Source organism: Ruegeria sp. TASC047 (assembly GCF_059612445.1).
This window is the reverse complement of record NZ_JBXWQP010000044.1, coordinates 19209-33984: the sequence shown is the minus strand read 5'-3', so window position 1 is coordinate 33984 and position 14776 is coordinate 19209. Positions and strand designations below refer to the sequence as shown.

General features: G+C 55.8%; 12 protein-coding genes. 6 read left to right on the top strand and 6 right to left on the bottom strand.

Annotated elements, in window-relative coordinates; genetic code table 11:
* Positions 1–74 precede the first annotated feature (74 nt).
* Positions 75–692, bottom strand: a complete 618-nt coding sequence (locus AC2FLO_RS17070; protein ID WP_480483707.1) for a TetR/AcrR family transcriptional regulator — start codon at positions 690–692, stop codon at positions 75–77.
* A 145-nt stretch (positions 693–837) separates the two neighbouring features.
* Between AC2FLO_RS17070 and AC2FLO_RS17065 the strand changes: the two genes are divergently transcribed.
* From AC2FLO_RS17065 to mtnA, 5 genes are all read left to right on the top strand, one after another.
* Complete coding sequence (locus AC2FLO_RS17065) at positions 838–1767, top strand: AEC family transporter (protein WP_480588667.1); 930 nt, start codon at positions 838–840, stop codon at positions 1765–1767.
* A gap of 99 nt (positions 1768–1866) precedes the next feature.
* Entirely contained in the window at positions 1867–2700 is an 834-nt protein-coding gene (fghA, locus tag AC2FLO_RS17060; protein WP_496754408.1) for an S-formylglutathione hydrolase, read from the top strand.
* A gap of 3 nt (positions 2701–2703) precedes the next feature.
* On the top strand, positions 2704–4161 hold the full coding sequence (gene sthA, locus AC2FLO_RS17055) for a Si-specific NAD(P)(+) transhydrogenase (protein WP_480870495.1): 1458 nt from the start codon (positions 2704–2706) through the stop codon (positions 4159–4161).
* On the top strand, positions 4158–4613 hold the full coding sequence (locus AC2FLO_RS17050; RefSeq protein ID WP_496754405.1) for a YaiI/YqxD family protein: 456 nt from the start codon (positions 4158–4160) through the stop codon (positions 4611–4613). The genes sthA and AC2FLO_RS17050 overlap by 4 nt, the downstream gene beginning before the upstream one ends.
* Positions 4614–4735: 122 nt before the next feature.
* Positions 4736–5830: an S-methyl-5-thioribose-1-phosphate isomerase gene (gene mtnA / locus AC2FLO_RS17045; protein WP_480588663.1), complete on the top strand. Its 1095-nt coding sequence runs from the start codon at positions 4736–4738 to the stop codon at positions 5828–5830.
* A 62-nt stretch (positions 5831–5892) separates the two neighbouring features.
* Here mtnA and AC2FLO_RS17040 read toward each other — a convergent pair whose 3' ends face one another.
* The gene (locus tag AC2FLO_RS17040; RefSeq protein WP_496754404.1) at positions 5893–7128 is read right to left on the bottom strand and encodes an MFS transporter; all 1236 of its coding nucleotides are present in this window, start codon (positions 7126–7128) and stop codon (positions 5893–5895) included.
* A 149-nt stretch (positions 7129–7277) separates the two neighbouring features.
* On the opposite strand from AC2FLO_RS17040, the gene zapE reads away from it, so the two are divergent.
* A complete protein-coding gene (gene zapE, locus AC2FLO_RS17035) occupies positions 7278–8336 on the top strand; it encodes a cell division protein ZapE (protein ID WP_496754402.1) in 1059 nt (352 codons plus the stop codon).
* Positions 8337–8396: 60 nt separating this feature from the next.
* Here zapE and AC2FLO_RS17030 read toward each other — a convergent pair whose 3' ends face one another.
* Genes AC2FLO_RS17030 through AC2FLO_RS17015 form a run of 4 tightly spaced genes read right to left on the bottom strand, consistent with a single transcriptional unit; the run spans position 8397 to position 14645 of the window.
* Positions 8397–9671 carry a bifunctional folylpolyglutamate synthase/dihydrofolate synthase gene (locus AC2FLO_RS17030; RefSeq protein WP_496754400.1) on the bottom strand — a complete coding sequence of 425 codons (1275 nt, stop codon included), beginning with the start codon at positions 9669–9671 and terminating at the stop codon, positions 8397–8399.
* Positions 9668–10600, bottom strand: coding sequence for an acetyl-CoA carboxylase, carboxyltransferase subunit beta (gene accD, locus AC2FLO_RS17025; RefSeq protein ID WP_209597255.1), 933 nt, complete (start codon positions 10598–10600; stop codon positions 9668–9670). Before accD ends, AC2FLO_RS17030 begins: the two co-directional genes overlap by 4 nt.
* Positions 10601–10660: 60 nt before the next feature.
* Positions 10661–11545: a CPBP family intramembrane glutamic endopeptidase gene (locus AC2FLO_RS17020; protein ID WP_496754396.1), complete on the bottom strand. Its 885-nt coding sequence runs from the start codon at positions 11543–11545 to the stop codon at positions 10661–10663.
* On the bottom strand, positions 11538–14645 hold the full coding sequence (locus AC2FLO_RS17015; protein ID WP_496754394.1) for an ABC transporter transmembrane domain-containing protein: 3108 nt from the start codon (positions 14643–14645) through the stop codon (positions 11538–11540). The genes AC2FLO_RS17020 and AC2FLO_RS17015 overlap by 8 nt, the downstream gene beginning before the upstream one ends.
* Between the last annotated feature and the right edge of the window lie 131 nt (positions 14646–14776).

Genomic DNA, 14776 nt, shown 5'->3' with positions numbered 1-14776 from the left:
ACTGCATCGAGTGTTCTGGTGTGTGAGCAATGGCCTGTGTCCCTGATCCGGATATGGGCCATTTCTTTCTTGGATCAGACCCCATACCGGGCAAGAAACATGTCCACGGCTTGTGTCGCTACTTCAGCGATTTCTTCTTTGCTGAATGAATTCTGAATTCCAAATGCAGCCCGGGTCCAGATCCGTACTTTGCAAAGCTCGGAAAACTGCTCAGCCGCTATTTGGACATTTTCAACTGCTAACTCACCTTTAGCCACGGCTTTTTCAAGGTATTCTGCCATTTGACGCTGGCCGTTTTGCGGCCCCGCTTCGTAAAATGCACGACCAAGTTCCGGAAACCGATCTCGTTCGGCAACACAAATGCGGAAAACCTGCTGCGCGAAATCTGAAACTAGAAACGCCGTCAACTGTGTGGCCGCGATCATCAAAACTTCTCGTGCGGGTTTGGTCTCGTCGATCATCGCGACGACCCGTTCGGCCATAAGACAGCATTCCGTTTGTGCAACTTCCATGAACAAAAGGCGCTTGTCCGGAAAATAGCTGTACAAGGTTGCTTTTGACACTCCAGCCGCGCGGGCAATGTCATCCACGCTTGCGCCCTCGAATCCGTCCGCCATGAAAACCTCTCGGGCCCCGCGCAAAACCTGATCAAACTTTCGGCCTGTGCGCAGGATGGTGGCGGTCTGGGTCATGTCATCTCCTCAATCAATACCTGTCACAGTTTATAAACCGTTCGGTTCAGGTACAAGGATTCTCGTATTCCCTTTAACGCTGACCTCGCCCAATTTGGGGAGTTGAGCTCTTGCGACGGTTCTAAACCGTGCTAGGACTTGGCCCATGGCCGATATCTTTTTGCGTACACTTCCCTTTTTTGCAATCATCGGCCTTGGCTTTTGGGCTGGGCGCACACGGTTCTTTACGGCCGAAGCAACCGCATATCTGACCAAGTTCGTCTTCTTCTTCGCGCTGTCGGCAATGTTGTTTCGATTTGCCGCGACCCTGCCCTTTGCAGAGATTTTCAACGCAAGACTGATCTTCGGTTATCTCATAGGAACCGCTGCTGTTTATGGCATAGCAACTTGCATAGCGTGGATACGCGGCCTTAACGTGCCTACTTCGGCGGTTGAGGCACAATGCGCTGCTATTGGGAACGTTGGCTTTCTTGGCCTGCCGATGCTCGCGCTGCTGTTCACCGAAGCCGCTATTGGTCCGGTCATGCTGGTCCTGACCGTAGATCTGGTGGTATTCTCGTCTCTGATCGTGATCCTGATCAACGGTGGTCGCGACGGAAGGCTGACCCCAGCCACATTCAAACTGATTGGAATGGGTCTGCTCAAGAACCCGATGATTGTCTCGATCTCTGCCGGGCTCGTCTGGTCATCCCTGCAAATCCCGGTTCCCGATCCCCTGAACAACTTTCTGACCATCCTCGGTGGTGCCGCAACCCCCGGAGCGCTTTTTGCAATCGGTGCGTCCCTTGCTGGCAAATCCGCAGAAAGAATTCAGATCGCAGCCTGGTTGAGTTTCTGCAAGCTGGTGCTCCACCCGCTTTTCGTGGCAATCGCCCTGATCTGGCTGATCCCGGTTGGAACATTCCCGGCAAGCGTTGCAATTGCAGCAGCAGCTCTGCCCGTGGCAGGAAATGTCTATATGCTGGCCGCGCATTACGGCATTGCCCCACAGCGCGCCTCGGCTGCTATTTTACTGTCGACGCTCGTCAGCATTGTAACCATACCGCTTGTAATTGCGGCTCTAGGAACTCTCTGACCTTCACTTTAAAAATACTCACTCCAAAGGCACTCGGACTTTACGCCGGGTCCGTGGATCGTTAGCCATGTTGCGACTCTAGAATAAGGACGATGCCTAATGGAAGCCCTTTCGGAAAATGCCTGTTTCGGCGGAGTGCAAGGCGTGTATCGCCATGCTTCGTCGGCATGCCAATGCGACATGACGTTTGGCCTTTTTCTTCCGGCCGAGGCGAAAGATGGCCCGGTTCCGGTCTTGTGGTATCTGTCTGGTCTGACCTGCACCCATGAAAACGCGATGACAAAAGCCGGCGCACAAGCTTGGGCTGCGGAACAAGGCATTGCAGTGGTATTTCCCGACACTTCGCCACGCGGTGAAAGTGTTGCGGATCATGACGACTACGATTTGGGTCAGGGCGCTGGGTTCTACGTGAACGCCACGCAGGAGCCCTGGGCACCGCATTTCCGGATGTGGGACTACATTGCCGACGAATTGCCTACCCTGCTGTTCGAAAGCTTTGCCATCGATAGCGAACGTCAGGCCATTACGGGTCATTCCATGGGCGGGCATGGTGCATTGACGTTGGCCATGAACCTTCTAGGACGGTACCGCTCGGTTTCGGCCTTCGCACCCATCGCGAACCCGACGGGCGCTGACTGGGGGCGCAAACAGCTGGGCGCGTATCTGGGGGATGATGAATCCCTTTGGGCCAAACACGATGCTTCCCTGTTGATGAAAGAAACCGGTTTCGACGGCCCCATCCTGATCGATACGGGCACCAATGATCAGTTCATGGACCTGCTGCGCCCAGAAGCGCTTGCCCAAGCCATCGCTGAGCGTCGCCAGCAAGCAACCTTCCGCCTCCAGCCGGGGTATGACCATTCGTATTTCTTCGTATCTACCTTCATGGAAGATCACATCGTTTTCCACGCCGAAGCGCTGTACGGAGACTGAGATATGAGCAAATACGACTATGATCTGGTCATCATCGGGTCCGGGCCTTCGGGGCGTTCTGCGGCCATTCAGGCTGGCAAGCTCAAGCGACGGGTTCTGGTGATTGACCGAAAAGACCGTTTTGGTGGGGTGTCCGTTCACACCGGAACTATCCCATCCAAGACATTGCGCGAAACGGTTCTGAACCTGTCGGGCTGGCGCGAGCGCAGCTTTTATGGCCGTTCCTATCGGGTCAAGGACCAGATCCGCGCCGATGATCTGAAAGCGCGCCTGCATATGACGCTCGATCACGAAGTCGACGTGCTGGAACATCAGTTCAACCGGAACCACGTCGATACTCTGGACGGTTTAGCCAAGTTTGTCGGACCACATGAAGTGGAAGTCGCCACTGATGCCGGAGAGACCACACGTGTAACGGCCGCCAAGTTTCTGATTGCAACGGGGACCAAGACCTATCGCCCCGACTATGTTCCATTCAACGGCAAGACCGTGGTCGATGGCGACGAGTTTCTGGAAATGGCAGAAATCCCGCGTTCACTGGTTGTTATCGGTGCCGGGGTCATTGGGGTCGAATACGCCACGATGTTCTCCGCACTGGACGTTCGGGTGACGCTGATCGAGCCGCGGGATACGTTTCTGGACTTCATCGATAGCCGATTGATTCATGATTTCACCCATCAGATCCGCGAAAACGGTGTTGATCTGCGTTTAGGGTCAGCTGTCGAAAAGATTGAAGATGCGGGCGAGCATGTGGAAGTGACCCTTGAAAACGGGCGTCACGTGCGGGCCGAAATGCTGCTGTTTGCAGCCGGGCGCATGGGCGCAACATCGAAACTCAATCTGGACTCAGTCGGACTGGAAACCGATCACCGTAACCGGATCAAGGTAGACCGCAAGACATATCAGACCGCGGTTCCGCATATCTACGCGACCGGGGATGTGATCGGTCACCCTTCGCTGGCCTCGACTTCATTGCAGCAAGGGCGTGTGGCTGCCTGCCATGCGCTCGAGACACCTACACTGCCAGAAAGCCCATGGTACCCCTATGGCATCTACTCTGTTCCCGAAATTTCCACCTGCGGCATGTCCGAGGAAGAACTTCAGGAACGTGGCATTCCGTATGAGGTCGGCGTGGCCCGATTCCGCGAAACCTCGCGCGGGCATATCATGGGTCTGGAACACGGCATGCTGAAGATGCTGTTTTCGCTTAAAACCCGCCGTGTCTTGGGCGTGCAGATTGTGGGCGAAGGTGCGACCGAACTGATCCACATCGCTCAGGCGGTGCTGAACCTGAAGGGCACTGTCGATTACTTCGTTCAGAACACGTTCAACTATCCAACTCTGGCCGAGGCTTACAAGATCGCCGGGTTGGATGCTTTCAACCGGATGCCGATCCCGGACGAATTCAAGGTGCGGAAGAAACCTGCTCAACCAGAGAAAAAAGAGGCCAAAAAGGCGTGACAACGCTGTATGTCGATGGCGATGCCTGCCCTGTAAAGGCCGAGGCCGAACGGGTTGCAACACGACACAAGGTGCCTATGGCACTGGTGTCGAATGGCGGTCTTCGACCGTCAGCAAACCCGCTTGTACAGGTCATCGTGGTTTCGGAAGGTGCTGATGAAGCGGACAAATGGATTGCAGAACGCTGTGGCGCTGGGGATGTAGTTGTGACCTCTGATATCCCTCTGGCCGCGAAATGCGTCGAAACAGGTGCCCGAGTTTTGCGCCCCAACGGCGAGGCCTTTACGGCAGCCAACATTGGCCAGCAATTGGCGATGCGTGATTTGATGGCTGACCTGCGGGCCGCCAATCCATTGGGGGCCGGAGGCGGCGGCCGACCGTTCAGCAAAGCAGATCGCTCTAGGTTTCTGGATGCGTTAGAGCGGGAACTTCGCGCAGCGACCCGAGGATAAGTGCAATCACCGGCAAGCTAAAATGCCAGCCGGCATCCAGAAACGCCCGTTTACAAGCCCGCCGAAAGAAAGCAGGCTGCGAAAGACTTCTGATCAGGCTATTCGCAAACGGAGACCGAATTATGAAAGTACAGGGTGCTCATTACCGGTCGATTTGGTGGGACAAATCGGCAGGTGAGGTTCGGATTATCGACCAGCGTTGGCTGCCCCATGACTTTCGGGTGGTTACCCTGAAAACGCTGGATGAATTTGCGACAGCGATCCGCGACATGTGGGTTAGGGGTGCGCCACTGATCGGTGCAACAGCCGCGTTTGGAATTGCCGAACAGATGTCCCGTGACAGCTCTGACGCTTCGTTCGATGCCGCATATGACGTATTGCACGCGACCCGGCCAACGGCAATCAACCTGCGATGGGCATTGGACAGATGCCGCGACGCGCTGATGCCACTTGCCCCAAGTGACCGTGCCGAACGGGCCTGGGCAATGGCACAGGAGGTTGCTGACGAAGATGTTGAGATCAATGCCTCGATAGGTCGCCATGGGCTGCAACTGATCAAAGAAATTGCAGCCCGAAAGCCCGCAGGTGAACCGGTGCGGCTATTGACGCATTGCAATGCCGGTTGGCTGGCAACGGTGGATTGGGGAACTGCGACAAGCCCGATGTATCACGCGCATGACGCGGGCATTCCGCTTCATGTCTGGGTGGATGAGACCCGGCCACGAAATCAGGGGGCGCTGACATCCTGGGAACTTGGCGAACACGGCATTCCCCATCGTTACATCGTGGACAATGCAGGCGGTCACCTGATGCAACATGGTTTGGTTGACGCCGTCATCACCGGTACAGACCGGACCACGGCACAAGGCGACGTCTGCAATAAAATCGGCACCTACCTGAAGGCCTTGGCGGCGCGGGACAACGGGGTTCCGTTTTATGTTGCCCTACCCTCGCCTACGATCGACTGGACGGTTCGGGATGGAGTGACGGAAATACCGATCGAGGAACGTGATACAAAAGAAGTGACCTATGTCATGGGCGTGGACGGCCAAGGGGATATTGCCGATGTTCGCGTCACCCCGAACGGTACAGAGGGTGGCAATCCTGCCTTTGATGTCACACCCAACCGGCTGGTGACCGGGCTTATCACCGAGCGTGGCGTCTGTGCCGCCTCGGCCGAAGGCCTTGCCGGATTGTTTCCGGATCGAGTCGGCTAGATTAACACCCCACACGGCGTTACCGCTGGCACGCGCACGTAGGTCGAGCGCGAAACGTCACGTCAGGCAGGGACTGCCAGACGGTTCTCTCGGATCGGTAGATGAACGATGGCGCTGAAGGCCCCAATTGCCACACCGATCCACCAGACCAGGGCATAGTCACCATACTGGTCATACATGCGCCCACCCAGCCAGACGCCCAGGAAGCTGCCAACCTGATGGCTTAAGAAGATTATGCCATAGAGTGTTCCCATGTAACGCAAACCATAGAGGTGCGCGACAAGACCCGACGTGAGCGGAACGGTGGCCAACCAAAGCGATCCCATCACCAGCGAGAATGTAATGACGGACAGCGGCGTTATCGGGAAAACGATGAACAATGCCGCAGCAAGTGTCCGACCGGCATAGACCGAGGCCAGCAGGTATTTCTTAGGGAAATGATTACCTGCCCAACCCGCCAATAGAGTCCCGGTGATATTGGCCAAACCAATCAGTGAAATCGATACCGCGCCAAGTGCGGACGTGGATGTGATGCCGATGGAATACAGCACGCTGCCGGGTTCGATCGGGCCGCACATTTCGGTTACGAATGCCGGAAAATGAGCGGTGATAAATCCAAGCTGGTAACCGCAGCTGAAAAACCCAATAAATATCAAAGCGTAAGAAGGATCTCGGAACGCCTTTCCCAGAATTTCTCCCATGCTTTCTTGCAACTCTGCCTTTGAAGCTGGTTGAGGCGCCCGCATGAAAGGCAAGGTCAATACAAGCACAAGAATCGCAGCGGCAAACACGACGAAGACTTGTTGCCAGGGCAAGAATGACAGCAACCACTCAGCCGTCGGCGCGCCCAGAACCTGCCCGAAACTGCCCGCAGCAGTAACGATGGCCAGCGACATGGACCGGTTTTCATCAGAGGACGCGCGACCGACCACAGCCAAAACCACACCGAACCCGGTGCCAGCAATGCCAAACCCAACCAGCCACGCATAAACCTGATGCTCGAGCGGTGTGACGGACCAAGCCGACAGAACCAGACCAGCAGCATAGGTCAAGGCGCCGAGGATAATGGCCTTTCGGTCTCCTACTTTCTCAGCGATAGCTGCAAAGATCGGTTGACCGATGCCCCAAGCCAGATTCTGGATTGCAATCGCCAATGAGAAATCCGTGCGCAGCCAGCCAAATTCACTGGCGATCGGTATCTGAAACACGCCGAAAGACGCGCGCACGGCAAAGCTGACTGTGATGATGATGCATCCAACGATCAGGATCGGGTTCAACATGCGGGTGGATTGCGGCATAGAGACCTCGGGTAGCTTGGTCCGACGGACCGTACTGGATTTACGGGTTGCGTCAATTCAACAGATTTGCGGTCACGGATAAGCAAATTTGATACGTCAGGGAAAAGGCTTCTTTTCAACGGGCTGGGTCATGGGTAAGGCTCTGGGTCATGACGGATCTGATTTCGCACTACGAAGCACGCGTCGAGGATGGAACTCTGACGCGTGACGACGCTCAAGAAGCCGTGTTGCCCCAGTTTGAGCGCATCCGTGCGGCACTGGCCGAGCCGGTTAAACGAGGGTTTTTCCGCAAGGCTCCGCCTCCGCCTAAAGGCCTATACCTGTGGGGTGGCGTCGGACGTGGTAAATCGATGCTGATGGACATGTTCGTCGACACGCTGGGTGAAGTCCCCGCACGGCGCGTTCACTTTCATGCCTTCATGCAGGAAATCCATGCCGGAATGCACAAGGCCCGGAAAGAGAACGTCGAAGATGCTCTGGCACCCGTGGCAAAGGAGGTGGTGAAATCCGTCCGCCTGCTGGCCTTCGACGAGATGCAGATCACTGACATTACGGATGCGATGATCGTCGGCCGTTTGTTTGACCTGCTGCACGAAGGTGGCGTTGTTGTCGTGACCACGTCGAACAGGCATCCGGACGCGCTGTATAAGGATGGGTTGAACCGGCAATTGTTCCTGCCTTTTATTGCCCATATCAAAGACCAGTTGCAGGTATGGGAACTGGTATCGCCCACGGATTACCGTCAGAACAGATTAGAGGGGGCTCCGGTCTATTTTACACCCATCGGACCAGAAGCGCGGCAGAAATTACGGGATGTCTGGAATGATCTTGCAGGCGGACCTGCCGATCCGTTGAAATTGCAGGTCAAAGGCCGCGCTGTCGAACTGCCCGCATTTCGCAACGGGGTTGCACGGGCTTCGTTTTATGACCTGTGCGGCCGGATGCTGGGACCGGCGGACTATCTGGCTATCGCAGAAGCAATTAAAGTGTTGGTGCTTGAAGATATCCCCCGTTTGTCGAGAAATAACTTCAATGAAGCCAAGCGCTTTGTCATCCTGATAGATGCGCTCTATGAGGCAAAAGTTCGGTTGATCTGCTCGGCTGCGGCGGAACCCGAGATGTTGTATGTCGAAGGAGAAGGCACCTTTGAGTTTGAGCGTACTGCGTCGCGCCTGCGGGAAATGCAGGACCAGAACTGGGGGAAGTAGGGGCTTTGCCCCCGTCGCGCTGCGCGCGCCTCCCCCGGAGTATTTGCGAAAAGATGAAGCTTAACCGTTTTCGCGCAGGATGTTTCCGGCAAGATAAAGGGAGCCGCAGATCAGGACACGCGCCTGTGGGTCTTTGTCCGTGATTGTCTTCAACGCTTCCGAAACACTTGCAGCGACTGAAGAAGGCAGGCCAACTTTGGTGGCAGCGGCGGCGGTTTCATCGGCGCCGAGCGTGGCCGCCTCGCCTGGTATGGAGATGGCGGTCAGGCTTGCAACCTGTCTGGACAGTGGCGCGAGATACCCAGTCACGTCTTTCGTGTTGAGCATACCGCAGATTAAATGCGTGGGGCGTTGCGGCATCTTTGCCAGCACATCGGCCAGCGCGATACCTGCGGCCGCGTTATGCCCTCCATCCAGCCACAGTTCGACCTGGGGGGCTTGCTCGGTCAGCGGACCGGTTTTGAGACGTTGCATACGCGCGGGCCAGTCGGCATTGGACACGGCAGCCTCGTAGGCAGTGTCACCCATTGAAAGATGACGCAGAACCGCCAAGGCGGCACCGGCATTCTGGAACTGATGTGCACCCAGCAGGTTGGGGAGCGGCAGATCACGCAACCCGGTTTCGTCCTGATAGATCAAGCGCCCGTTTTCTTCATGAGCGTGCCAATGCTGGCCATGTATAAGCAGCGGTGCGCCCAACCGGGCGGCTGTGTACTCGATCACCTCCAGTGCCTCGTCTTCCTGCGGGCCGACGATGCATGGCACACCGGGTTTGATAATTCCCGCCTTTTCGGCGGCAATCTTTCCCAAAGTGTCGCCCAGATACTGTTCATGATCGATTGAAACAGGCGTAATGACTGTCACCGCCGGTTCATCAATCACATTTGTTGCGTCCAGCCGTCCGCCCAAACCGACCTCGAGCAGAGTGTAATCCGCTTTGCAGCGAGAGAAGGCCAGCAAGGCAGCACAGGTTGTGATCTCGAAATACGTGATGTTTTCGCCGCCATTCGCCGCGTAACACTCATCCAGAACCGCAGTCAGGTCGGGTTCTGAAATCAGTTCGCCCGCCAACCGGATACGTTCGTGAAATCGCGCCAGATGGGGCGAGGTGTAGGCATGAACGGAACGCCCTACCCCTTCCAAGCCCGCCCGGATCATGGCCTGGGTCGAGCCTTTGCCATTGGTCCCGGCAATATGGATAATCGGTGGCAGCTTGAGCTGCGGATTGTCCAAGGCGGCCAGCAATCGCCAGACGCGATCCAAGGTCAAATCAATGATCTTGGGGTGTAGCGCCATCATCCGGTCGAGGATGGCGTCAGATGTCTTGGTGTTCATTTTTTCCCGGTCTCTTCGGCCTGCGCGACCTTGGCCGTTTCATCCGGTGTCGGTGCTGGCAGGTCACCTTTGATCGCCGGCGGTTGGTTCATCAGCATCCGGGTGATGGTGATCAGTTCGTCACGCATCTCGGTACGTTTGGTGACACGGTCCAGCATCCCGTGATCCAGCAGGTACTCGGCCCGCTGGAAGCCGTCGGGCAGCTTTTCGCGAATCGTCTGCTCGATAACTCGGGGACCGGCAAAGCAGATCAGCGCGTTCGGTTCCGAGATGTGGACATCGCCCAACATCGCATATGACGCCGTCACACCACCGGTGGTGGGATGGGTCAGCACAACGATATAGGGCAGATTTGCTTCTTTCAGCATCTCGACGGCCACGGTTGTGCGCGGCATTTGCATCAGGCTTAGAATGCCTTCCTGCATCCGCGCTCCACCCGCTGCCGAGAACAGGATCAGTGGGCGCTTTAGCTTAACCGCTTCTTGAGCGGCCGCGATGATCGCGTTGCCCACATACATGCCCATTGATCCGCCCATGAAGGAGAAATCCTGCGCTGCCGCAACGATAGGCGTGCGCCCGATTTCGCCTTTGGCAACCAGCATCGCCTCTTTTTCGCCGGTCTTTTTCTGCGCCGCTCGCATACGCTCGGGGTACTTCTTCTGGTCGCGGAAATGCAAGGGATCTTCTTTTGGCGCTGGCACTGCAACCTCGGTGAAAATACCGCCGTCGAACAGGTGATTAAACCGCTCGCGTGGGGTAATCGCCATGTGATGGTCACATTGGGTACAGACGTTCTGATTTTCCGCTAGTTCACGATGAAAAAGCATCGTTCCGCACTCGTCACATTTCTGCCAGAGGTTTTCGGGCACTTCGCGGCGAGAGAAGATCGAGTTGATCCGGGGGCGGACGTAATTTGTGATCCAGTTCATGTCGGAACCTTGGCTTGTGCAGTGTTGACGTCAAATAAGACGCCACGGGAAGAAATGCAATCAACGCCTGATCGCAAGCCGCGCCGCCAGCCAGCATACGAACATCACAGCCAAATCCACCACCAGCCAAGGACGAAGCTGTTCGGCGTCAGATGCATCGAACGGAAGCGAGAAAAGCGCCAGCCCGCTCAGGTTGTCCGGCAAGGAAACGAACAATAGTGCGATGATGTTATTGAAGAAATGCAAGGCGATAGCTGGCCCCAATGTACCTGATCGCGCTGTGAGATCGGATGCAAGTATCCCAAATATTAATGCCCACAGCACAAACAGAATTGCATTTTCTCCTGCCAGTTCTGGCGTGTAATGGCCAGCGGCAAACAAAACAGACGGTATCCCCATCCAAATGACGGGCGATTGAAACCTGGCGGCAAGGGCTTGCTGAACGTACCCTCGAAACAGAACTTCTTCGGCGCTGGTCTGAATCAGGACGACCAATACCGAGACCGGAAGCAACAAGAGCCATGTTGAAAATGGCAGATTCTTTGACAGAGATCCCCCCAAACCGTAGGGCGGTAGCAAGACACCGACAGCGCCCAAGATGAGCAGGGCTTTCAGCACTTTCAGAAATTGGGCCGCAACCAGACCCCGCTGGCCGAAAATTGATCCCAAGGATCGGTGCTGCAGCTGACGCGCGGCCACTGCCACGCCAAGAATGATGAACCCGAAACTGGCCAGCAACAAAAGCAGCGCCAAAGGTGTGCTGCCTTGCAAAAGTTCCTGAGCCCACTTCGCTGAGCCCAACCCCGCGACCACGGTAAAAAACACCAGGTTCAAAACGCTGACCAACACGGCGATCAATGCCAGCCCCAGCAATAAACGCCAGAGTTCGGGTCTGGCGCGGGCTGTTTCGACCAAACGCGCATGAGCTGAATACGCACTAGGCATTCTTACCAATACCTTCCTGTGCCGTTTCATCTGTCACGGGCGGAAACATGTCTTCGGCGTTCTGGGCCACGCTGATTCTGTTCGAGAGCGTCGTCAGATACCCTGCAACTGTCTGCAGCAACTGCAAAGCGACCGAAGCGTCACTTTCAACAACGGCACGCAGCTCTTCCGCGCCGATACGCAAAAAGCTGCTATCTTCCGTCGCGACCAGATCCAGCTGCCTTGGTTCCCCAGTAATAATGGACAGGTCTCCGATAAGCCGACCGGGTTCTATGATCGAGATTGTACGTTTCGTTCCATCCTCATTGGACCAATCCAGTTTGGCCTGTCCTGAAATACACAAATAGGCCGCATCCGGTGCCTGACCGCGGGAAAAAATGACTTGCCCGGCGCTGGCTTCGTACCATTGCGCCGAAAACGCCAGCAGCCTCTGGTTTCTGCCATCCAGGCCTGAAAACAGCTGCGTTGCTGACAGGATCTCGAGTTTCCGGCTCAGATCGTCCGACGTGCTGTCCTCATGCGCTGGTCTGCTTCGCGAGACGCCGTCGATCCGTCCATCCTTGATTTCCACAAACAAGTCATAGGCTTCGGGATGTGCAAAATGATCCTCCATGAATATCATGATGGAATCGGGCAGCAGTTCCCGTAGTTTCAGACGCGTGCGCAACCGGCTTTCCGAGTCGTGGCTGGCTAGTGCCTTGTCCAGGATCAGGATGTCGGGGCGTTTGATGCCTGCGCGCGAAAAAGCGGCACGCTCCTGAAACACGGTTGGAAGGTTGTTGCCGCCCAGCCCGGACGGAAGGTCATAAATAATGGCCGCTGCCCGACGGCGCAGACCGGCTTCGTTCATGGCCTCTGCAACGATGTCTTCGATATCTTCGGCATGGGCACCCGCCATCAACGATATCCGGCCATAGATCGCGTTCTCCATCACGGTCAAGCGCGGCACATAGATGTCAGGCGCCACAGACATGAACAAACCGTCCATGGCACCACGCAACCGTTCAGCCTGGGTCTTGCGGATAGCAAGAATTTTTTCCTTGTATTCCTCTGGGAAATCCGGGCCGATCTGTTCTGCGGTCAGAAGGAAAGGCACTGTCAATAGCAAGGCGCGCTCCTGATCGCTCAGCGCAGCATTCCCTTTGGCTTTGCGCCGGTCCTGGATGTCGAGCAGCCGATGATACATGTCCTTGGACATGCCAAGCCGCAGGAACAGAGGATGGTCGGCCCCGTCCCGCCCAAATGTCTTGCCAAGAGTATCCATGACAGCATTCGATATGCTGATCGCGTCATCTGCCAGATCATGGGTGCTGAGCAATTGCACGAACCGCGCGTCTCCGGCCAGAATGTCTGGAGATATGTCTCGCGACGGTGCCGCGAACAACAGGTTGCCCCCAAGCGGGACGGCCGGGTTAAACTGGTTTGGATCGAACCTATAGACATACCGATCCAATCCTTTTTCTTTCAGCCGTTCTGCAATGGTTTCTCTCAGCCTGACTATTTCCTGTGCCAGTACAGGGTGTATTTCTGGATCAAACTGGGAGCGCAGAGTGCGCCGGAACATGAACTCATCAATCCCCATAGCTTCCACCAGCTGGAACCACCAGTCACGTATTCCATCAATATCGTCCAGACCGGCAAGCCCCGGATCGATCCACTCATCTTCCAGCGAATCCGGTGGGTTACCCGCCCGAACAGACTCGATCTGACGACGGGACGGGGTTCTTATGGCATCTGCCTCGTGCTGCGGATGTGTGCGCAACGGCATCATGAGGTTATCGCCCAAAGTCCCATCAAACAGATAGGGGCGTGAATAGGCATACCCGATCCGGGCCGCGATAACTGATTGGTGCAAATCGTCCAGCTTGTGGCCAGCTATGACCACATCCCCCTGAACAGGCAGAACCTCGCGGGTCAGCAACTGGCCCAACGCACTACGTTCCGACGCATGGGCGGATTGAATCGCCACACGCGCGCCCCGTGGGATGGTCAGATCAATGTCTTCCAGAATGGTTTTGCCGTCGCCATCGCGAACGGTCACATTGCGCAATTCGATATCACCGGTCAGATGTGGGATGGTTTCCGGCTCGCCGATGAACAGCTCTTCGGGGATCATGTTGTCTGGGGCAAATCTTTCGGTGACCACCTCCCACCGCAGGGACATGTCCTGTACCTGGTTGTAGTAGGTCAGAAGGTCTTTCCAGGGGCCGCTTAGGTCTTTGTACGCGCCCAACGCGGCAACCAGTGCACCTACTGTCACCTCGCCCGTGATCGCCAGGTATCCGCCCACCGAATAAAACAGGAATGGCGTCATCTGAGTGATCAAATTGTTCAGGAACTTCATAAAGAATTTCTTGTTGTAGATCTTGAACCGGATCTCGAACAAGGTCCCCAACCTGTGACTGAACTGGGCCAGACGATAGCGCCAGCCGCCATTCGTGCGCAGGTCACTGATGCCCGCCGCGCTTTCCCCGATTTCCGAGCTCAGACGCCGAACCTCCTGAATACGATCCTTGTTCAGCAAGTTGATCTGGCGCTGCAACTTTGGGATCAACCAGGCCTGAAGCGGAATCAGCGCGATGCTTGCCAAACCGAACCAGATGCTTTGCATGAACAGAAAGGTGACGATTGTCATCATCTGGCCAAACTGAAACACCGGTTGCGCGATCGCATCCCCCATAAGGCCGCCCATCGGCTCGGCCTCGGATGTGATCATCGAGACCAGCTCTCCTTGGCTGGTGGTCGCGAAATAGGACTTTGGGAACCGCATCGTGCGTTGAATCAGGGTATAGCGCAGACGGCGCAGCATGCGTTCGGACAAGATGCCTTTCATCGTATTGATGCGCATCTTCATCAACCCACTGGCAACCACAGTAGCCAGAAATGCAAAGCATAATATCATCAGATACTGAACCTGAGACACTGTGATGCCCAAGATTGTCACCGTATCGCCTGGCGCACCGATGGCATCGTTGATGATTTGTTTAGGCAGCTCCAGCGACGCATATAGAAACGGGAAAGACAGGACCGTTAACAGCAGCAGGACAAGTTGCTGTTTTTTTGAATGCTTCCAAATAAAAGAAAATAACGTGGGCTCCATAGCCTGGCCTTATCGATAGCTGAACTGATGTTTGGCTGTTCAGGGGTAACCCATTTTTAGGAAACAGACGGTAAGCATTGACCCGACGTATTGCAAGAATTGACGGGGTCAGACTCCTAATCCGGCACCTA